We start from the raw sequence: 19,655 nt of genomic DNA, 5'->3' as shown, positions 1-19,655 counted from the left end.
TCCCATGCGCGTACGCCACATCATGACGAGCCCCGTTATCACCGTGCCGAGCTCCACCCCGGTGCTTGAGGCCGCGAAGATCATGAAGGAGAAAAAGATCGAGCGGCTCCCCATCGTGGACGACGGGAAGCTCGTGGGCATCGTGACCAAGGACCGGGTGCTCCGGGCCTCGCCGTCGATGGCCACGAGCTTGTCGCTCCACGAGATCCACTACCTCTTCGCCAAGCTCACGGTGAAAGAGATCATGCAGCGAAACGTGGTGACCGTCACCCCGGACACCACGGTGGAGAACGCGGTGCGGCTCGCCCAGGAAAAACGGGTGGGGTGCCTGCCGGTGGTGGAGGACGGCGAGGTGGTGGGCATCCTGACCACCAACGACTTCTTCTACCTCGTGCTGAACCCGCTCCTGGGCATCGGGGAGAAGGGGGCCCGGGTGATCGTGCGCCACTGCGACACGCCCCAGCTCATGATGAAGGCCTTGGAGTGCGTGGCCCAGCAGGGCCACCAGGTCCTGAACGCCGCCTACCTCCCGAGCCGCCGGGGCGGCGAACGGGATTTTCTTATCCACATCGACGCCGAGGATGCCTCCAAGCTCGTGGAGTGCATGAAGGAGGCCGGCCTCGACGCCGAGGAGCGGGAGCGGTAGAGACGGAAACCGCACGCAACGGAAAAACGCCCCCCGGGGAGATCCTCCGGGGGGCGTTTTCGTTGCCCGGGTCAGGCGCAGAGCCCGTAGAAGCGGGGCTCACGCCACGGACGCAACGCTTCCGGAGAGTCCCTTCCATTTGGGCGGCACCCTACGCCGATGAAGGGCAAGGGCCGGGTCGGCGCCCGGTGTGGGAGCGGCGTCCACGCCGCGATCCGGGCCGAAGTCCAGCGGACAACGTTGCCGCGGTTCGGCGGCCTTCCCCTCGGGTCGGTACCCGAACCCGCGGGGGAAGGGATCGTGGCGTTCGTTGCGGGCGTTGCGTGAACCCCGAACTTCAGCCTCCCGGCCGGTAGTAGGCCAGGCGGGGGGCGAAGGGGTAGCAAAGCTGCTCCAGGTGCTCGCGCTGGTCCCCGGGGAGGGACGCGGCGGCCTCCACCGCCCGGACGTTCGCCTCCACCTGCTCGGGGCTGTCGCACCCCACGCTGGCCACCTGAACCCCGGGGGTGGACAGGGCGTACCGGAGGAACGCCTCAGGCACGGGCGCCCCCGGCACCTGGCCGACGAGGCCCCGGCACAGGGTCTTCATGGCCACCACCCCGAGGCCCCGGCGGGCCGCCTCGACCACGGCGGTGTCGGGGAAGCCCCGGAACGCGGCCTCGGCCGGGTTCACCGGGCAGAGCACCACGTCCACGGGCAGGAGATCCATCGCCCGCACGAGGAGGCCCGGGTCCTCGTGCCCCGACACCCCCAGGAACCGCACCTCCCCCTTGTCCCGGGCCTTGAGGGCCACCTCCAGCGCGCCGCCGGGGCCGGCGATGGTCAGAAGGTCGTCCTCGGACCGGATGTCGTGGAAGTACCACAGGTCCACCCGGTCGGTGCGCAGCAGGGCGAGGCTCTCGTCCAGGTGGGCCCGGGCCGCCCGGGCCCGGCGGGCATGGGTCTTGGTGGCCAGGAACACTCGGTCGCGGGCGGGCCCCAGGCTCCGGCCCAGATACTCCTCGCTCCCGGCGTAGGCCCGGGCCGACTCGAAGTAGGTCACCCCGAGGTCGATGGCCCGTCGGATCACGGCCTCCGCGTCGCGGAACCGCCCGTGGGTGCGCAGGATCCCCTCGCCCCCGAGGCCGAAGGCGGTGACCTCGACGCCGGTCTTTCCGAGGATGCGCTTGGGCAGCGGCATGGCTGGCTCGTTCGGCTAGAACGCTGGAAGGCTGGAAGGCTGGAACGCGGGAAAACTCAGATCCACTTCGCAGTCTAGCGTGGTTCTGGTCGGGCGCAAGGCCCGCCTTCCGCTCCCGTCGGACCCGGATTGCCGCCGGGCTCCCGAGGGTGCGCCGCGGTTCGCCCCGGGCAAGCGGACCGTCTCCGGGCGCCCGAGCCTTCGAGCCTCCCAGCTTCCCAGCCTTCCCGCCTTTCAGCGGTAAAACACCTCCGGCAGCCACAGGCTCACGGCCGGCACGTAGGTCACGATGGCGAGCGCCAGGAGAAGAAGCGCGAGGAAGGGCAGGGTGGCCCGGGCCACATAGCCCATGGGCTTTCGCGTGAGCCCCATGGCCACAAAGAGGTTGAGGCCGAAGGGCGGGGTGAGGAACCCGAACTCGATCACGAGCACCATGACAATGCCGTAGTGCACCGGATCGATCCCGAGCCGTCGGAGGGTCTCGGCGAAGATCGGCGACAGGATCAGCATGGCCGACACGTCGTCCATGACCGAGCCCAGGGCCAGAAACAGCAGGTTCACCCACAAAAGGAACGCCCAGGGGGTCTCGACCCGCTCCACCACCCACTCGGCCACGGCCGCCGGAAGCCCCTCGGCGGTGAGGAGCCACACGAAGGCCATGGCCCCGGCCAGGATGAGCAGGAGGCACCCGGAGAGCACGGCCGACTCCACGAGCGACCGGTGGAGGCCCCGCCAAGTGAGTTCCCGGTACACCACGGCCTCCACGAACAAGGCGTAGACCACGCTCACGGCCGCAGCCTCGGTGGGGGTGAACGCGCCGGTGTAGATGCCCCCCAACACGATGACTGGGAGCAGAAGGGCCCAGATCCCCCGGCGCACGGCCCCCAGGGCCTCGGCCCAGGTGAGGCCGCCCTCCACCCGCCAGTCCTCCCGGTGGGCCCGCCAGAGCACATAGCCCGCGAACACCGCGCCGATCAGGAGCCCCGGGCCGATGCCGGCCATGAAGAGTTCGGCCACCGACACGTTCATGACGAGGGCGTAGAGGATCATCGGGATCGAGGGGGGAATCACGATGCCCAGGGACCCCGCGCTCGTGATGAGCCCCACCGAAAAGTCCTCGGGGTAGCCGTTTTTCACCAGGGCCGGGATCATGATCGACCCGATCGCCACCACCGTGGCCGGGCTCGAGCCGGAAAGGGCCGCGAAGAACATGCAGGCGAGCACGGCGGTGACGGCGAGCCCGCCCCGCTTCGTTCCTACGAGCGCCCGCATCACGTCCACGAGCCGCCGGGCCATGGCTCCCTCGGTCATGATCCGGCCGGCCAGGATGAAAAACGGGATCGCCAGAAGCACGAAGTTGTCGAGCGCGTTGAAGAGTTGCTGGGGGATGATGAGGAGCGGGGTGGTGGTGTGGAGCCGAAGGGCGAGGGCCGTGACCCCCACCATGACGGCGGCGATGGGGAGCCCCAGGAGCAGGAGGCCCGCGAACGTGGCGGCGACGGTGGCGAGCACCGGGTCAGCCCTCCTCGCGGCCGGGCGCGAGCCCCCGGCCCCGGGCGGCCCACAGGAGGCCGTCGGCCAGGAACCGAAGGGCCATGGTGGCCGAAAAGAGCGGGATCGCGGCGTAGGGCACCCACATGGGGAGCCGGAGCGAGGCGCTCGTCACCCCGAACCGGTGGAGCTTGGCCGCGTGCTCGTACCCGTACCAGGCCACCAGGGCGAACATGGCGGCGCTCAGGAGTCCGGCCACGGCGCGCAGCGCCCGCCGACCGCCGGGGGGCAGCAGCCGGTCCAGGAGCTCGACCGAGAAGTGGGTGCCGTGGCGCACCCCCACGCTGGCCCCCAGGAAGGTCAGCGCGATGCAGCCGTACCGGCCGGCCTCCTCGGCCCAGTCAATGCCGGTGCCGAAGGCGTACCGGAGCACCACCTGCACAAACCCCAGGAGCGCCAACGCGAGGAGGCCCCACCCGAGCAGGGCCTCCTCGACCTTCTCCACGGCGTTCAGGAGCCGCACGTCCCTACTTCCCCTGGTGCTCCTCCACCTTGCCCAGCAGGAAGTCCACGAACTCGCGGCCGATCTGGGGCCGGTATTTCTCGTAGATGGGCTCCACGGCCTGGCGGAACGCGGCCCGCTCGTCGGCCGTGAGGTCCACCACCTCGATCCCGTTCTTCTGGCAGTACTCGTCCACCGAGACGCCGAGCTTGGGCAGTTTCTGGTGGAGCTTGGCGTTCACCTCCCGGTTCGTGCGGATGCACTCCCGGGCGCCCTTCCGGAGGGCCTCCTGCACGTTCTTGGGCAGGCCGTTCCAGAAATCCGCGTTCACGACGATGACCGTCTCGGTCAGGGTGTGGTTCAAGAGGGTCACGTGCTTGTTGACCTCGGTGAACTTCATGAGGATCGAGGTCAGGAGCGGGTTGTCCTGGCCGTCGATCACCCCCTGCTGGAGGGCGTTATACACCTCGGGGAACGGCATCGGCACCGGGGTCACCCCGAGGAGCTTGAAGGTGTCGAGGAAGATCGGTGCCTCCATGAGCCGGAGCTTGAGCCCCTTGAGGTCCTCGGGTTTGCGGACCGTCCGCTTGGAGTTCGTGAGGTGGCGGAACTCGTTTTCCGCAAACCCGATGGCCACGAACCCCTTGGGCTCGAAGAACCGGAAGAACTCCTTCTGGAACTCGGGGTCGTCGAGCACGGCGTAGGCGGTTTTGCGATCGGGCCACAAAAACGGCAGGTCGAGCGCCGCGGCCTCGGGCACGAAGTTGGAGAGCACGGCCGTGGTGATGGCCGCCATCTGGAGCGTGCCCATCTGGACCTGCTCGGCCATGGACCGCTCGCCGCCCAGTTGGCCCAGGGGGAACACCTTGACCTCCCACTCCCCCCCGGTTTCCTGTTTCACCACCTCGGCGAGCTTCAAGAGCCCCTGGTGCTGGCCGTGGAACGGTGGGGCCACGTGGCCCAGCTTGATCTCCTTGGCGGCCCACGCCGGGCCGACGGCCAACGCGAGGACGACGGCGAGGATCCCGACCCAACCCTTTCGCATGACCTTCCTCCTTTTTCGCTGGGGCTAAACGGCAAGTTGTGTCGCCCAAACGGCGAAACGAGCCTAGGCCGCGGGCCTCCTGTTGTCAACCCACCGGTGGGTGGGGAACCGGCTCCGCGCTTTACAGCCCCGACGAATAAACTATGTTTGCTGCCCGGGATGGAGAACGGGGTGCGACCGCCCGCTGTGGCAACCCCCGCGGATCCGGGCCGTGACGCGGAAACCCAAGAACGATTCACGGCCACCCAGCCGCCGAAAGCTCCGGTAGGCCACCGAGCGCGGCCTTTTCGCAGGCACAATATTACTCCGGCGGTTAGATAGACACGGTCGGGGGCATGGGGCCTGCTGGAGCGCCGGGCGTGGCTCCTACAGTCGCTGCATCCGGTACTCGGCCAAAGACTGGGACTCTTTCGGTCAATCGGATCGACAAATACGCCCAGAATTCCTGAGCGGTTCCGCCCATCCGGCTGAGTACCGGATGCAGCGTAAGCCGGATGCCGCACTCACGCACGGCCGGAAGCAGGCCCCATGCCCTCGCGAGCTCCTTGCGCGCCTCTATTGGCGCCGGGTTAATAAGTTCCGCCCCGGCCACACCGTGGGCCGCCGCCGTCTGGACCACGGGACCGGAGACCGCAGACCGACGACCGTAGACCGAAGTTACTTGGAGAGAGCGCCTTGAACCCACGAAGGAAATCGCCGAGCGCCGTCGCCGTGCTTCTTTTCACGTTCCTGGCCGCCTGCGGGGGGGCGGGGCGGGAGGTCCGGGTGGAGCCGGCCCGGGATTCCGCCGTGACCGTGCGGATCCAGGGGTATCACTTCGACCCCTCCCTGATCCACGTCCCCGCCGGCACCCGGCTCGCGGTGCGGGTGGTCAACGAGACCCCGGCCGAGCACACCTGGACCCTGCGGGCCCCGGACGGAACGGTGTGGGTGAACCTGGTGCTCCCGGGGGGCGAGGCCGCCCGAACCGTGGTGGACCTCGCCCAACCCGGGGTGTACGAGTTCTACTGCGACCGGACCTTCCACCCCCTGCTCGGCATGCGGGGCGAGATCCGGGCGGAGGCCGAGCCGTGAGGGGGGTGATCCGGTTCGAGCGGGTGCCGGGGGTGGCGCGGCTGGCCGATCCGAGGGCGGGGTTCGAGCCGCGGGCCTTCCCGGTGGAACTCCGGCGCGACCCGCTGACCGGACGGGCCGTGCGCGTCGGGCATTTCGGGGCGGTGCGGCCGGTCCCCCTGGATCCGGACGCCTACCGCCGGCCGGAGGTGCGGGGCCACTGCCCGTTCTGCCCCGAACACCGCGGCCGGGACCTGCCCCGGTTTCCCCTGGACGTCGCCCCCGAGGGCTGGCTCGAGGCCGGGGAGGCGGTGCTCGTACCGAACCTCTTCCCCTACGTGGCCCACGGCGCCGTGTGCGTGCTGACCCGGGACCACGTGGTGCCCCTCCAGGGGCTCACGCCTGGCCGTCTTGCCGCGGGGCTCGGGCTCGGGGCCGAGTACTGGCGGCGGGTCGGCCGGGCCGAACCGGCGTACCGGTACCCCGTGATGGGGTGGAACTACATGCCGCCCTCGGGCGGAGGGCTCGTGCATCCCCACCTTCAGTTCTTTCGGTTCCAGGTGCCCCCGGCCGCCCTGGCCGAGGCCCTGGCGGTGTCGCGGGCCCGTCCCGGTGCCTGGGCGGCCCTGGCCCAGGCCGAACGGGAGGCCGGCGAGCGCTACCTCGGCCGCACCGGGCCCTGGGAGTGGTTCGTGCCCTTCGCGCCGGTGGGGCTGTGGGGCGAGGTGTGGGCCCTGGCCCCGGAGATCCCGACCCTCGAGGCCCTTCTCGATCGGGGGTGGGACGACCTTCTGGCCGGGCTCGCGCATCTTCTGGGGCGGTTCGCCGCCCTCGGGATCCACAGCTTCAACGCCGCGCTGTTCGTGGGGCCGGAGGCAGCCGAACCCCTGCCGGCCCAGCTTCGGGTCGTGCCCCGCACGTTCCTCAACGACCGCGACCACGCCCCGGACCTCAACTTCTTCCAGGCCGTCCTGGCCGAACCGGTCTGCGCGGTGTGGCCCGAGCGGCTGGCGGGGGAGTTGCGATGGTACTATGAGTCCGGCGGCTAAATAGCCACGGTAGTGGGCATGGGGCCTGCTGGAGCGCCGGGCGTGGCTCCTACAGTCGCTGCATCCGGCACTCAGCCAACGACTGGGACTCTTCCGGCCAAGCGGACTGACGAAAACGCCAAGAGTTCCTGAGTGCTTTCGTCCATCTGGCTGAGTGCCGGATGCAGCGTAAGCCGGATGCCGCACTCACGCACGGCCGGAAGCAGGCCCCATGCCCCCGCGATCTTCTTGCGCGCCTGCATTGACGCCGGGTCAATAGGTATCGCCGGAGGCGGGTGGGGGACTGGTTCCGGCGCGGGCCGCGGGGCGGGTTGATGCCATGGCGGCGGCCGGGTAGCCTGGAATCCCTCGCGGGGAGAAAGGGCGAGATGGGGAGGATCGGATGAGCACGGCGGAGAAGATTCAGGAGAAGGTGAAGCGGCTGCCGGAACCCCTGCAGCGCAGGGTGCTCCGGTTTGTCTCGGCGCTCGAAGCGGGTAAAGATCCGGACGAGGCCTGGCGCCGGTTCTCCTTGGAACACGCCCTTCGGGGCCTCGAGGACGAGGACTGGTCGGACCTCACGGAGGAAGCCCTCTCGGAGCGGTGGGATTGAGGCGCCCCGGCGCCGTGGCGCTGCTTCGGTTCCCCGACACGAGTCTCGCCCCGGGGAAGTGGAGACCGGTGCTCCTCGTGGCTCCCACGCCGACTACCCACGAGGATTGGCTCGTCCTGATGATCTCCTCCCAGGTCCAGAGGGCGGTCCCCGGGTTCGACGAGCCGCTTCTCCCGTCGGAGCCCGATTTCCAGGCCACGGGGCTCCGGCGTCCGAGTGTCGTGCGACTGTCCCGTCTCGCGGTCGTGGAGGCGGCGCTGCTCAAGGGCGCGTTGGGCGAGGTCGCCCCCGAGCGGTTCGGGCGGATCACCGATCGCCTTGCCCGCTGGATTCGAACCGGCGGGGTCTGGCTACTCGTCCTCTCCGCGGTGCGCCCCTTCCGCCCCACGCACCGCCTTTTTCAACGCGGCCGCGTGGACCTCGCCGGCCACGTGGAGCGGGTTCGTGAGGAACACGTTGGGGTTGGCCTTGGCGTAGCAATGGAACTGGGTCTCGAGGCCCAGGCGGGGGATCGCCTCGTCCACGGGCAGACCCAGCACCTTCCGGGCCGCCTTCCAGGTGGCCCCGCAGGGGGCCCCCCGCTTCACCTCGATCGCCGCGATCTTCCCGTCCTCGATCTCCACGCAGAACTCGGGTGCCCCGAACGACTCGGCGTACGCCCCCAGTTCCCCGATCCGGCCCAGGGTGCAGCAGGTGGTGGGGGTGTGGCCCCGGGGGAGCTTTCGGCCCGAGGCCACGATGGGTTTCCCGGCGGCCTCGCACCGGTCGAGCAGGAACCCGGTGAGGTCCGGGTGGTAGAGGTGGTCGAGCACGAGGTCGGCCCAGGCCAGGAGCTCGTCCAGGTCGGGGGGGAAGTGGTCCTGGGGGTCGTCCACGATCGGCGGGAACGGGCCGTCGACGTCGATGACCCGGAGCTCCAGATCGGGCCGGAGCTCGCGCACGGCCCGGACCTTCTCGGCTCCCATGCCGTCGCGCTGAAAGACGAGGATGTGCTGCATGGTTTGGACTCCGTTGGGACGTTAGGACGTTGGGACGTTAGGACGTTGGGACGTGAAGACGTCGGGGGGCGCGGGCGCGCTGTCCATCGGGGGGACCGACGGTCCGGCCTCCCCGGCCTTCCGGCGGGGCGGTGAACCCGTCGGCCCCTCGGGCCCGGCGGGCGCCGGCTGCGGCCGGGTTTCCGTCGCGTGGGCCTCGGGACCCCGGGCCAGGGACACCGCGAGCGCCGCGAGGCAGGCGCCGAGCCCCACGGCCATGGCGGTCCGCCATCCGGCCACGAACCGAACCGGGTCCGCGGCCGAGGGGGTCCCGGCCACCCACCGGAACGCCGCCCCCCCGAGGGCGATGCCGAGCACCATCCCGAGATTTCGGGCCACCGCGGCCACCCCGCCGGCCACGCCGAGCCGTTGGGGCGGCACCGCGCCCATGATCGACGAGGTGTTGGGCGGGCTGAAAAGCGCGCTCCCGGCCCCGAGGAGCCCGAGGGCCAGGAGCACCGCGGGCAGCGGGGTGTGGGCCCCGAGAAGGAGGAGCCCGAGGAGCGAGAGGCTCCGCACCCCGAGCCCCACGGCCGTGAGCTTCCCGTACCCGATGCGGTCCGAAAGCCCTCCGGCCCAGGGGGCCAGAAGGCTCATGACGAGCGGCGGCACCGTGAGGACGAGCCCGAGGGTGCGGGGCCCGAAGCCCCGAAGCTCCGCGAGGTAGAACGGCAGGAGGAACACGGCCACGAACCCCGAGAGGTAGGCGAGCACCGCGGCCCCCACCGCCGCCGTGAAGGCCCGGTTGCGAAACAGGGCGGGGTCCACCAGGGGCCACGGGGCGGTTCGCTGCCGGGCCCAGAAGGCGACCAGACAGACGGCCCCGAACCCGAGGAGCGCCCACACCCGGCCCGACGCTCCCCCCCAGGCCGCGAGCCGGTTTACGCCCAGCACGAGCGAGACGAGCCCCAGGGTCAGGAGGGCGGCGCCGACGCCGTCGAACCCCTCCCGCCGGCTGCCGAACCGCAGGGCCGGCAAGGTGCGGCCCGACCACCACCAGGCCACGAGCCCCACCGGCAGGTTGATCGCAAAGAGGCTCCGCCACCCCCAAACCCCCAGCAGGATGCCGCCCAGGGCCGGGCCCGTTGTGAGCCCGGCCGCCACGGTGGTGCCCACGAGCCCCAGGGCCCGGCCCCGGTGGGCCGCCGGGAACACCGCCGTCACGATGGCCGGGGAGCACGCCATGAGCATGGCCGCGCCGGCCCCCTGCACGGCCCGGGCCGCCACGAGCAACCACGCGTCGGGAGCAAAGGCGCACAGCCCGGAGCCCAAAGTGAACACCCCCAGGCCCCACCGGTACACCCGGCGCTGGCCCACCAGATCGGCGAGCCGGCCGAAGGCCAGCAGAAGCCCCGTGATGACCAAGAGGTAGGCGTTCGGCACCCACTCCACCACGGCCAGCGTGGAGCCGAGGTCCCGCCGGATGGCCGGCAGGGCCACGTGCACCACGCTCGAGTCCAGGGTGGCCATGAACACCCCGGCCGCCACGCAGGAGAACGCGGGCCAGGGGGAGGAGGGTCGCTCGGCGTCCATGGGTGCACGGTGCGGCACCCTCCGACGGCGTGTCAAGACCCCGGGGGCACCGGCGAGGTTGACACGGTCGCTCAAGAACCCGCAGGCTTCGGCCGACCGGTAGAGAAGGCCCTTCCCCCGGGAATGCCCCCATTTTCGCGCATCAGCAGAGGAAACCGGACGGGTGGACCGACACCGATTGAGGCGCCTTTGGGCGCTCCTGTGCGCGAGCGTAGCGCTCGCGGTGTGCTGCCCCGGCGGGGCGCGCGCCCTGGACCTCTCTCCCGAGGAACGGGTCTGGCTCGAGGTCCACGGCGCCGAGGTGCGCTGGTGCCCCATCCCCACCTACGCGCCCCTGGACTTCCTCGACAACGCCGGCCGTCCCTCCGGCATCGCGGCCGAATACGTGGCGCGCATCCAGGAGCTTTCGGGCGTGCGGATCCGGGCCGAGGCATGCCGCGACTGGGCCGACATCCTCACTCGGGCCCGGCGGCGGGAGATCGACCTCGTGGCGAGCGTCGAAAAAACCCCGGCCCGAAGCGAATACCTCGCCTTTACCCGGCCCTACATCACGATCCCCGTGGTGATCCTGGTTCGGCGGAGCCTCGACCGGGACCTCACCCTGGACCAGATGGCCGGGATGCGGGTGGCCGTGCCCCGGGGCTACGCCACCCTGGAGTGGGTGCGGGAGAACCACCCACGGGTGATCGTTGAGCCCACCCGGGACGACCCCGAGGCCCTCCAGGCCGTGTCGCTGGGCCGGGCCGACGCCGCCCTCGTGGACCTGGCGGTGGCGTCCTACTACATCGACCGGCTCGGCATCACGAACCTCCGGGTGGCCGGCATGTCGGGGTTCGAGTGGAATCTGCGCTTCGGGGTGCGAAGCGACTGGCCCGAACTCGCCTCGCTCCTGGACAAGGCCCTGGCGGCCATTCCCCCGGCCGAGCACGAGGCGATCCGCCGCCGGTGGATCGGCCTCATCGAACCACCCTGGTACCGCCGGCCGGCGGTCTGGGGCACGGCCCTCGGGGTCGTCGGGGGCCTCGGGGTGCTGTTGGGGCTGGTCGTCGCGTGGAACCGGGCCCTGGCTCGGCAGGTGAGGGAGCGCACGGCCGAGCTCGACGGGGCCCGGCGGACGCTCGCGGCCGTGCTCGACGCCATGGACGCCCAGGTGTTCGTGGCCGACCTCGAGACCCACGAGGTTCTCTTTGCCAACGCCCGGATGCGGGAGGCCTTCGGCACCGATCCCGTGGGCCGGCCCTGCTGGGAGGTGTTCCGCCACCGCGACGGCCCCTGCGACGACTGCACGAACCCCCGGCTCGTGACCCCGGAGGGAGAGCCCGCGGCCCCGGTGGTCTGGGAGGGTCGGAACCGGGTCACCGGCCGGTGGTACCTCAACGTGGACCGGGCCATCCGCTGGATCGACGGCCGGCTCGTGCGCCTCGAGACCTCCACCGACATCACGGACCAGAAGGCCCTCCAGGACCGGCTGCGCGAGGCCCAGAAGCTCGAGGCCGTGGGCACCCTGGCCGGCGGCATCGCCCACGACTTCAACAACATCCTCGCGGTCATCTTGGGGAATGCCGAACTGGCGCTCCTGAACCCGCCGGCCGACCCGGGGTTGCGGCGACGCCTGGAGCGGATCCTGGAGGCCTCGGAACGGGCGCGCCAGGTGGTGGCCCAGCTTCTCGCCTTCTGCCGCAAGACCGAGGGGCCGCGCCGGCCCGTGGAGGCGGCCCGGGCCGTGGGCGACGCCCTGGTGCTCCTGCGGGCGGCCATCCCCAAGACGGTGGAGATCGAGGAGCGCCTCGCCCCCGAGGCGGGCTGGGTGCTCGCCGACCCGGCGGCGCTCCAGCGGATCGTGATGAACCTGGTCACCAACGCCTACCAGGCCGTGGGCCCACGAGGGGGGCGGGTCCGGGTCGCCGTGGCGCCCGACCGGGACGGGGTCCGCCTCGAGGTGGCCGACGACGGGCCCGGTATTCCGGAGGACGTGCTGCCCCGGATCTTCGAGCCCTACTTCACCACCAAGGGGGTGGGCGAGGGGAGCGGGCTGGGGCTCGCCGTGGTCAAGGGGCTCGTCGAGGCGATGGAAGGCCGGATCGAGGTCGAGAGCGAGCCCGGCCGCGGGGCGCGGTTCACCGTGTGGCTGCCCCGGGCGGCTCCCCCCTCGGACGAGGAGACCGGGGAAGACGAGGCCCCCCGGGGTCGGGGGGAACGGGTGCTCGTGGTGGACGACGAGCCGGCCGTGGGAGAGGCCGCGGCCGCGATGCTTCGGGCACTGGGGTACCGGGCCGAGTTGGTGGCCGACCCGGCCGAGGCCCTGGCCCGGGTCGAGGCCGAGCCCGGGGCGTGGGACCTCGTGCTCTCCGACCAGACCATGCCGGGGATGACCGGGGACGAGCTCTGCCGTCGCCTGCGCCGGGCGGCCCCGGACCTCCCGGTGCTCCTGTGCACGGGGTACCACGAGACCCTCGACGAGTCCGCCGCGGCCGCGGCCGGGGCCGCCGGGCTCGTGTTCAAACCGCTCACGGCCGGCGAGCTCGCCCGGGCGGTGGCGGCGGCCCTGAGGATGGAACGGCCGTCCCAGACGGAGGTGGCATCGTGATCCGCCGCATCTCCTTGGTCACCCACTTCGCGTTGCGGTGTTTGGTCTGCCTGGCGGTAGCGGTGGCCGTGGGCGGGTGGGTGGTTACCCGGGCGGTCGAGGAGAGCGCGTTGGCCCGCGCCCGGGACGTCACGGCCGCGGTGGTGGCCCGGGAGATCGTAAAGGAGGTGCCGGCCGAGGTGTTCGCCACGCCCCAGACCGGGGAGCGCTACCAGGCCTTTGCCGAAACCGTGGAGCACCTCACCCTGGGGCCGAGGGTTGTGCAGTTGAAACTGTGGGGCCAGGGTGCGGTGGTGATCTGGTCCCGGCAGGAAGAACTCGTCGGGCGCCGGTTCCCGGACAACCCGGAGCTTTGGGAGGCCTTCGAGGGGCACGTGGAGGCGGAGCTGAGCGGGCTGGAGAAGTCCGAAAACCGCTACGAGCGGCCCTACGGCCGGCTCCTGGAGCTTTACGTGCCCATCCGGTACGGCGCCGGCCCGGTGGTGGGGGTGGCCGAGGTGTACGAGGACATCTCCCCGGTGCTCGCGGAGGTCGCCCGGCTCAAGGGCCGGGTCTGGGGGGTGAGCGCCGTCGGAGCGGGGCTCGTGTTCCTCGTGCTCCTGGGGGTGGTGGTCCGGGCGGACCGGCGGATCCGGGAGCAGACCCTGGCCCTCGAGCGGTCGGAGGAGCGGTTCCGGACGCTGGTGGAGTCGGCCCCCGATCCGATCGTGGAAACGGACGCCGACGGCCGGGTGGTTTTCGCCAACCGGGCCGCGTGCGATCTCCTGGACCTCGGGGGACGGGGCCCGGAGCCCCCGTGCCTGTTGGAACTCGCCGTCGAGGCGGACCGGGAGGCGTTTCGGGGCTGGCTTTGCCCGGACCGGGGACAGCGGGAACGGCTGGAGGTGCGGTTCCGGGGCGCTGGGGGCGAGGAGATCCCGGCCCGGATCTCGGGCGCCGTGCGGGAAGTCGAGGGCGGGCCGGTCCACACCCTGATCCTCCGGGACCTGCGGCGGGAGAAGGCCCTCGAGGCTTCCCTCGTCGAGAGCGAGCGGAGGGCCGCGCTTTCGGCCCTGGCCGCGAGCATCGGCCACGAGATGAACAATGCCCTGGCCGTGGTGGTGGCGGGGCTCGAACGGCTCGAGGAGGCCGCGCTTCCCGGGGATCTGCGAAAGTACGTGGCGTGGCTGGCGGCGGCCACGGAGGAGCTCTCGATCCACGCCCGAAACCTGCTGGAGCTCGGCAAGCCCCGCCCGCCCGCGTTCGGCGCCATGGACCCCAACGAACTGGTCGAACGAAACGTCGAGGTGCTCACCCGCTCCGGCGTCCTGAAACGGGTGGCGGTGCGGATGCGCCCCGACCGCGGGGCGCCCCTGGTCTGGGCCGATCCCGCGCTCCTCGACCAGGTGGTTCGAAACCTCCTCATCAACGCGGTTCACGCCGTGGGGGGCACGGGAACCCTCGAGATCGGGGTGCGCCGGCGGCCCGAGGGCGGGGCCGAGATCTTCGTGGCCGACGACGGGCCGGGGCTGCCCCCCGGCGCCGAAGAGAAGGTGTTCGAACCCTTCTTCACCACCAAGCCCGCCGGGGAGGGCACCGGCCTGGGCCTTTACATCTCGCGCCAGATCGTCCGGGAGCATGGGGGCGATCTCGCGCTGGAGAACCGCCCCGAGGGCGGTGCCGTGGCCCGGATCCAGCTGCCTTCGGCCCGGGAGGCGGCGTAGGTTGGGGGGGGGGCCGTCCGGGGGACCGGTTCCGGCCTCCACCCGCCGCTTCATGGGAGACCCCGGAACGTATCCCAGGTGTTCCTCCGAGGCACACCTGGCGCCCCCCGTCGCCCAGGCCCCTCGTTCTTTCCCCCTCTCCCCCAGATTGCTATGCTCGCCGCCGTCCTGTTTCCCGGTGTCCATTCGGAGGGGGAGTCCTCCGAGCCCCTGTGGGGCTCCGCGAGTAGCGGGGTAACGTCCGGCTCAGGGGCCGATAGGGGCTCGGAGCCCGGGTCAGGTGCCAGAGGGAAGAGGGCAGGGGGCTGACCTCTGCCCTCCGAATTCTGATCCCTGACACCGCAGGCGCCCCCACAAGATGGCAGAGGCGGTGACGCCGGGATCCCCCATGGTTTTGGCCGCCGAGCCGCCTAGCCGCCTAGCCGCCTGGCGGACGTTTCCTGGGAGGAGGTGCGCGATGGCCGTGCGAGGAGAGGTCCTGGACGAGACCGCGGCGCGGGCCCTGTTGGAGGGGGCCGGCGTTCCCCTCGTGCCCCAGCGGGAGGTCGGGTCGGCCGACGAGGCCGTGGCCGCGGCCCGGGAGCTGGGGTTCCCCGCGGTGGTGAAGGGCCTGGGCGCCGCCCACAAGACCGAGGAGGGCCTGGTGCGCCTGGGCCTCGCCGACGAGGCCGCGGTCCGGCGGGCCGCCGAGGATCTCCTGGCCCGGGTTCCGACCCTGGCCGTGCAGCCCCAGGTCGCCGGCCGCCGGGAGTTCCTGCTGGGCGCCTACCGGGACGAGCGGTTCGGTCCGGTGGTCGTGTTCGGCCTGGGCGGGGTGCTCACCGAGGCCCTGGGCGACGTGGCGCTCCGGGTGGCGCCAGTGGGGGAGGCCGAGGCCCTGGCCATGGTGGGGGAACTCCGGTCCCGGAAGCTCCTCGGGTCGTTCCGGGGCGAGGCCGCCGTGGACCGGGAGGCCCTGGCCCGGGCCGTTGCGGGGCTTTCGCGCCTCGTGGCCGAGCGGCCGGAGATCGCCGAGGTGGACCTGAACCCCTTGATCGCCCGGGCCGACGGCTCGGTGGTGGCCGTGGACGCGCTGGTGGTCCGGGGCGAGCCCAAGGCCGGAGGTGCGCCCCGGCCGCCCGTGGACACCGGGGCCCTGGCCCGGATCTTCCATCCCCGGTCGGTGGCCGTGGTGGGGGCCTCGGCCGGGTTCGGCAAATGGGGGAACGCGATCCTCACGAACCTCCTGGCCGGCGGGTACGAGGGCCGGGTGTACCCCGTGAACCCCCGGGGCGGCACCCTGTGCGGGCTTCCCGTGCTCCGGTCGGTGGACGAGCTGCCCGACGGGGTGGACCTGGCCATCGTCACCGTGCCGGCCGACAAGGTGGGGCCGGCCGTGGAGGCGCTGGCCCGGCGGGGGGTGCGCCACGCCGTCATCGTCTCCTCGGGGTTCCGGGAGGCCGGGGGCGACGGGCCCGAGAGGGAGGTCCGGCTCGTGGCCCGGGCCCGGGAACTGGGGCTCACCCTCATCGGCCCCAACACCATGGGCATCGTGAACCCCCACGCCCGCCTCTACGCCACGGGAGCCCACGTGCGGCCCGGCCCCGGCGGCACCACCCTCGTGTCCCAGTCGGGGAACCTGGGGGTCCAACTCCTCTCCTTCGCCCGGGCCCAGGGCCTCGGGATCCGGGCCTTCTGCGGCACGGGGAACGAGGCCATGACCGGGGTCGAGGATTTCCTCGAGGCCCTGGAGTGCGACGACGCCTCCGAGGTGGTGGCCCTCTACCTCGAGGACATCCGGGACGGCCGCCGGTTCTTTGAGGCGTGCCGCCGGGTCAGCCGCAGGAAGCCCGTGGTGGTGCTGAAGGGGGGCCGCACGGGCGCCGGCCAGCGGGCCGCGGCGAGCCACACCGGGGCGCTCGCCGGCGACACCAAGGTGTTCGAGGCGGCCTGCCGCCAGGCCGGGGCCGTGTGGGTGACCCAGCCGGGGGATCTCCTCGACGTGTCCGCCGCCTTCTCGGCCGTGCCCCTGCCCCGGGGGAACCGGGTGGCCGTGGTCACCTGGGGCGGGGGGTGGGGCGTGGTCACGGCGGACCTGTGCGCCGAGGAGGGGCTCGAACTCCCCGACCTTTCCCCGGGGAGCCTCGCGGCCCTCGACGCCCTTCTACCCCCCTATTGGAGCCGGGGGAACCCGGTGGACCTGGTGGGAGAGCCCGACCCCCAACTGCCGCGCAAGGCCCTGGAGATCCTCCTCGCGGACCCCGGCATCGACGCCGTGATCCACCTGGGCCTCCTGGGCCGGGGGGCGGTGGTGGGCGCCATGCTCGAGTCGTCCCGGGCGGCCGACCCGGACCGGGACGAGGGGTTCCTGGCCCAGGTGGAGCGGATGATCGGCGCCTTCGACGCGGGCCTGCTCCGGGCCTCGGCCGAACTCATGGACCGGTTCGGCAAACCCGTGGTGGGCGTAAGCCTGGTGCCCGACCCCGAGGCCCGCACCCTCGTGCCCGTGGCCGGCACCGACCGCAGGGCCCTGGTGTTCCCGGCCCCCGAGCGGGCCGTGCGCACGCTCGCTCGCCTCGCCGAGTACGCGGCGCGGCGGGAAACGCCCTAGGCCCCCGCGCCCGCCCCCCGGCGGGCCTCTTTAGCCGCTCAGGGCGTTTCGCACCGCGTCGGCCAGGCCGCGCAGGGTGAAGGGCTTGGGGAGGAAGGGGACGCCCTCGCCCAGCACGCCGGGGGGCAGGGCGGCGCCGGTGTAGCCCGACATGAACAACGCCCGCAGGTCCGGGCGGTTTTGCCGCAGGCGCTCCACCAGCTCCTTCCCGCTCATGTGGGGCATGACCACGTCGGTGAGGACGAGATCGGGCCGGAGGCCCTTCTCCTCGACGAGTAGGAGGGCCTCCCCGCCGTTCGCCGCCAGGGTCACGTCGTACCCCAGTTGGGTGAGCATGGTCCCCAGGAGTTCCCGGATCGCGGGCTCGTCCTCCACCACCAGGATCCGCCCCCGGCCGCCCTCGGGGGGAGCGGCGGGGCGGGCCCGGGCGTCCGGCCGGGCCTCGGCCTCGGCCCGGGGCAGGTAGATCTTGAACGTCGTGCCCCGGCCGGGTTCGGAGTACACCCAGATGTGGCCCCCCGACTGCTTCACGATGCCGTACACCGTGGCGAGCCCCAGGCCCGTGCCCTTCCCCTCCTCCTTGGTCGTGAAGAACGGCTCGAAGATGTGGCCGAGGGTCTCCTCGTCCATGCCGCAGCCCGTGTCCGAAACCGAGAGCAGCACGTAGCGCCCCGGCTCCACCCCCGGGTGGGTGGCGGCGTAGGCCTCGTCCAGGTCGGCCTCCGCGGTGGCGATGTGGAGCCGGCCCCCGTCGGGCATGGCGTCGCGGGCGTTCACCGCCAGGTTCAGGATCACCTGCTCCATCTGCCCCGGGTCCACCCTCACCCGGCCGATGTCCGAACGGAGGTCGAGGTCCAGTACGATGTCCTCGCCGATCAGGCGCCGGAGCATCTTCTCGAACTCCTGCACCAGTTCGTTGAGATCCACGACCCGGGGCTGGAGGGTCTGCTTCCGGCTGAAGGCGAGGAGTTGGCGGGTCAGTTTGGCGGCGCGCCACCCGGCCTCCACCATGGCCTCGACCTTGGGCCGCAGGGGGTCGTCCGGCGGGAGCTTTTCGACGATGAGTTCGCCGTAGCCCAGGATCACGTTGAGCATGTTGTTGAAATCGTGGGCCACGCCGCCGGCCAGGCGGCCGATCGACTCGAGCCGTTGGGCCCGGTAGAACTGCTCCCGGATGGCCTCCTTCTCCCGTTGCTCGCGGTCGCGCTGGAGCCGGGCCCGGAGGATCGGGGCCACGTGGGCCGCGATCCGTTCCACCAACGCCACCTCCTCCTCCCCGTAGGGTTCGTCCTTGTTGACGAGGAGGAGGTTCCCGACGAGTTCGCCGCCGTGGACGAGGGGCACCGCGAGGGCCCGGCGGATCGGCGCGTGGCCCTCGGGCACCGGGGAGGGTTCGTCCGACACCACGGTGCGCTTTTCCCGCATGGCCCGGCCCCACGGGCCGGTCCACTGCTCGGGCGGAAACCGGACCGCCTCGCCCCGGGGTGCGTGCCCCGGCCAGGCGGCCCCGGCGAGGGACGGGCAGACCCAGTCCCCGCTGTCGCCGATGTAGCCGAGGACGCCCAAGGGGCTCCCGGTGACGTTCCGGACCACGTCGAGCACCCGGCGGAACGCCTCGTCTTCCGGCGCCGTGAGGAAGATGCGGGAGATCTCGTCCCGGATCGCGAGTTCCCGCTCCGAGCGGCGAAGGGCCTCCTCCGCCCGTTTGCGGGCGGTGACGTCGCGGACGGTCAAGAGCGTGGCCGGCCGGCCGTCCCAGGTGATCCGGGCCGCCCGGGCGGCGCCGATGCGGATCTCCCCGTCCTTCGGGATCTCGATCTCCCGTTCGCCGGCCTCCTCGGGCCACGGGGGGAGGCCCGCGTCCTCCCCGACCCGGAGGGGCCGGCCGAACAGGGCTTCGGCCGCCGGGTTGGCGAAGAGCACCTTGCCCTCGCGGTCCACCAGGACGACGGCGTCGGGGGTCTGCAGGACCAGGTGGCGGAAGAGTTCCGTGGCCTCCCGGTGTTCCCGGGCGAGCCTCCGCCGGTCCAGGACCGACCGGATCCGGTGGGGCAACTGGCGGATGTGGGCGGGGCTCTTGACGACGTAGTCGTCGACGCCCCGGCGCAGGGCCTCCACCGCCACCTGCTCCGAGCCGGTGCCGGTCACCAGGATCACGGGCAGCTCGGGGGCGAGGTCCCGAAGCCGGTCCACGATCTCGAGCCCGGTGAACCCCAGGATGTTGAAGTCCGTCAGGAGGACGTCGTGGCGCTCGGCGTCCCGGAGGGCCGCCACCTCCTCGAACGTGGACGCCAGCGTCACGGAAAACCCCCCGTCCTCCACCTCGAGGGCGTGACGGATCAGGGCCTGGTCGTGGGGGTTGTCGTCCACCACGAGAACCCGGACGCGGGGCGGGCCGTTCTCCTCTCGTGTTTTGGTTGCCATATTCCGAACCTCGTTCGGCCGACGGGTCGCCGGCCCGGGTCATTCGCCCCCTTTGGGGGGCTTTACGTTGAGGGTGATCCAGTAGTTCTACTTCGTCAGATTTTCACAACTCGTTGCTTTGTTTGGCTTTTCTGATGTGTGATGCCATCGCAGATGCCCTTCGCCGGTGACGTCGGGCCATCTGCGCCAGAGCGTCCTCCAATGTCACGTTCGCGCGCGGCAG

14 protein-coding genes and 1 pseudogene are annotated in these 19,655 nt (G+C 71.8%); 8 read left to right on the top strand and 7 right to left on the bottom strand.

The window, feature by feature from the left end; genetic code table 11:
* Positions 1-4: 4 nt before the first annotated feature.
* A complete protein-coding gene (locus ACY0I8_RS07300) occupies positions 5-646 on the top strand; it encodes a CBS domain-containing protein (RefSeq protein WP_461394233.1) in 642 nt (213 codons plus the stop codon).
* Between the two features lie 337 nt (positions 647-983).
* Here ACY0I8_RS07300 and ACY0I8_RS07295 read toward each other — a convergent pair whose 3' ends face one another.
* From ACY0I8_RS07295 to dctP, 4 genes are all read right to left on the bottom strand, one after another.
* Positions 984-1,826, bottom strand: coding sequence for an aldo/keto reductase (locus ACY0I8_RS07295; protein ID WP_461394232.1), 843 nt, complete (start codon positions 1,824-1,826; stop codon positions 984-986).
* A gap of 234 nt (positions 1,827-2,060) precedes the next feature.
* The gene (locus ACY0I8_RS07290) at positions 2,061-3,338 is read right to left on the bottom strand and encodes a TRAP transporter large permease (protein ID WP_461394231.1); all 1,278 of its coding nucleotides are present in this window, start codon (positions 3,336-3,338) and stop codon (positions 2,061-2,063) included.
* A gap of 4 nt (positions 3,339-3,342) precedes the next feature.
* Positions 3,343-3,840, bottom strand: a complete 498-nt coding sequence (locus ACY0I8_RS07285; protein ID WP_461394230.1) for a TRAP transporter small permease — start codon at positions 3,838-3,840, stop codon at positions 3,343-3,345.
* A gap of 4 nt (positions 3,841-3,844) precedes the next feature.
* Positions 3,845-4,864: a TRAP transporter substrate-binding protein DctP gene (gene dctP, locus ACY0I8_RS07280; protein ID WP_461394229.1), complete on the bottom strand. Its 1,020-nt coding sequence runs from the start codon at positions 4,862-4,864 to the stop codon at positions 3,845-3,847.
* A 675-nt stretch (positions 4,865-5,539) separates the two neighbouring features.
* Here dctP and ACY0I8_RS07275 point away from each other — a divergent pair.
* The 4 genes and pseudogenes from ACY0I8_RS07275 to ACY0I8_RS07260 all read left to right on the top strand — a co-directional run.
* Positions 5,540-5,938 (top strand): cupredoxin domain-containing protein, encoded by a 399-nt coding sequence (locus tag ACY0I8_RS07275; RefSeq protein ID WP_461394228.1) that lies wholly within the window; start codon positions 5,540-5,542, stop codon positions 5,936-5,938.
* Positions 5,935-6,966 carry a hypothetical protein gene (locus ACY0I8_RS07270; protein WP_461394227.1) on the top strand — a complete coding sequence of 344 codons (1,032 nt, stop codon included), beginning with the start codon at positions 5,935-5,937 and terminating at the stop codon, positions 6,964-6,966. Before ACY0I8_RS07275 ends, ACY0I8_RS07270 begins: the two co-directional genes overlap by 4 nt.
* Positions 6,967-7,348: 382 nt before the next feature.
* Positions 7,349-7,558 (top strand): DUF2281 domain-containing protein, encoded by a 210-nt coding sequence (locus tag ACY0I8_RS07265; protein ID WP_459942651.1) that lies wholly within the window; start codon positions 7,349-7,351, stop codon positions 7,556-7,558.
* A pseudogene (locus ACY0I8_RS07260) lies at positions 7,549-7,875 on the top strand (type II toxin-antitoxin system PemK/MazF family toxin); the annotation flags it as partial. The gene ACY0I8_RS07265 and the pseudogene ACY0I8_RS07260, both read left to right, overlap by 10 nt.
* Before the next feature lie 33 nt (positions 7,876-7,908).
* Here the strand turns inward: ACY0I8_RS07260 and dfsP are convergent.
* Positions 7,909-8,556, bottom strand: coding sequence for a DUF166 family (seleno)protein DfsP (gene dfsP / locus ACY0I8_RS07255; RefSeq protein WP_461394226.1), 648 nt, complete (start codon positions 8,554-8,556; stop codon positions 7,909-7,911).
* Positions 8,557-8,577: 21 nt separating this feature from the next.
* Positions 8,578-10,128 (bottom strand): MFS transporter, encoded by a 1,551-nt coding sequence (locus ACY0I8_RS07250; protein WP_461394225.1) that lies wholly within the window; start codon positions 10,126-10,128, stop codon positions 8,578-8,580.
* A gap of 163 nt (positions 10,129-10,291) precedes the next feature.
* Between ACY0I8_RS07250 and ACY0I8_RS07245 the strand changes: the two genes are divergently transcribed.
* The 3 genes from ACY0I8_RS07245 (at position 10,292) to ACY0I8_RS07235 (ending at position 17,008) form a co-directional block, all read left to right on the top strand.
* Positions 10,292-12,715: an ATP-binding protein gene (locus ACY0I8_RS07245; RefSeq protein ID WP_461394224.1), complete on the top strand. Its 2,424-nt coding sequence runs from the start codon at positions 10,292-10,294 to the stop codon at positions 12,713-12,715.
* Positions 12,712-14,418 carry a two-component system sensor histidine kinase NtrB gene (locus ACY0I8_RS07240; protein ID WP_461394223.1) on the top strand — a complete coding sequence of 569 codons (1,707 nt, stop codon included), beginning with the start codon at positions 12,712-12,714 and terminating at the stop codon, positions 14,416-14,418. The genes ACY0I8_RS07245 and ACY0I8_RS07240 overlap by 4 nt, the downstream gene beginning before the upstream one ends.
* 457 nt (positions 14,419-14,875) lie before the next feature.
* Entirely contained in the window at positions 14,876-17,008 is a 2,133-nt protein-coding gene (locus ACY0I8_RS07235; RefSeq protein ID WP_461394222.1) for an acetate--CoA ligase family protein, read from the top strand.
* A gap of 30 nt (positions 17,009-17,038) precedes the next feature.
* On the opposite strand, the gene ACY0I8_RS07230 is transcribed toward ACY0I8_RS07235, so the two are convergent.
* Entirely contained in the window at positions 17,039-19,432 is a 2,394-nt protein-coding gene (locus tag ACY0I8_RS07230; protein ID WP_461394221.1) for a response regulator, read from the bottom strand.
* Positions 19,433-19,655 lie beyond the last annotated feature (223 nt).

Source organism: Deferrisoma sp. (assembly GCF_054681715.1).
The sequence above is the reverse complement of the archived record's forward strand: the minus strand, read 5'-3'. Positions and strand labels throughout refer to the sequence as shown.

What these genes read in the sequence shown, in the direction of transcription:
- ACY0I8_RS07295 (WP_461394232.1), bottom strand. Translation starts at nt 1,826, where the DNA reads ATGCCGCTGCCCAAGCGCATCCTCGGAAAGACCGGCGTCGAGGTCACC.
- ACY0I8_RS07300 (WP_461394233.1), top strand. Translation starts at nt 5, where the DNA reads ATGCGCGTACGCCACATCATGACGAGCCCCGTTATCACCGTGCCGAGC.
- ACY0I8_RS07250 (WP_461394225.1), bottom strand. Translation starts at nt 10,128, where the DNA reads ATGGACGCCGAGCGACCCTCCTCCCCCTGGCCCGCGTTCTCCTGCGTG.
- ACY0I8_RS07230 (WP_461394221.1), bottom strand. Translation starts at nt 19,432, where the DNA reads ATGGCAACCAAAACACGAGAGGAGAACGGCCCGCCCCGCGTCCGGGTT.
- ACY0I8_RS07235 (WP_461394222.1), top strand. Translation starts at nt 14,876, where the DNA reads ATGGCCGTGCGAGGAGAGGTCCTGGACGAGACCGCGGCGCGGGCCCTG.
- dfsP (WP_461394226.1), bottom strand. Translation starts at nt 8,556, where the DNA reads ATGCAGCACATCCTCGTCTTTCAGCGCGACGGCATGGGAGCCGAGAAG.
- dctP (WP_461394229.1), bottom strand. Translation starts at nt 4,864, where the DNA reads ATGCGAAAGGGTTGGGTCGGGATCCTCGCCGTCGTCCTCGCGTTGGCC.
- ACY0I8_RS07265 (WP_459942651.1), top strand. Translation starts at nt 7,349, where the DNA reads ATGAGCACGGCGGAGAAGATTCAGGAGAAGGTGAAGCGGCTGCCGGAA.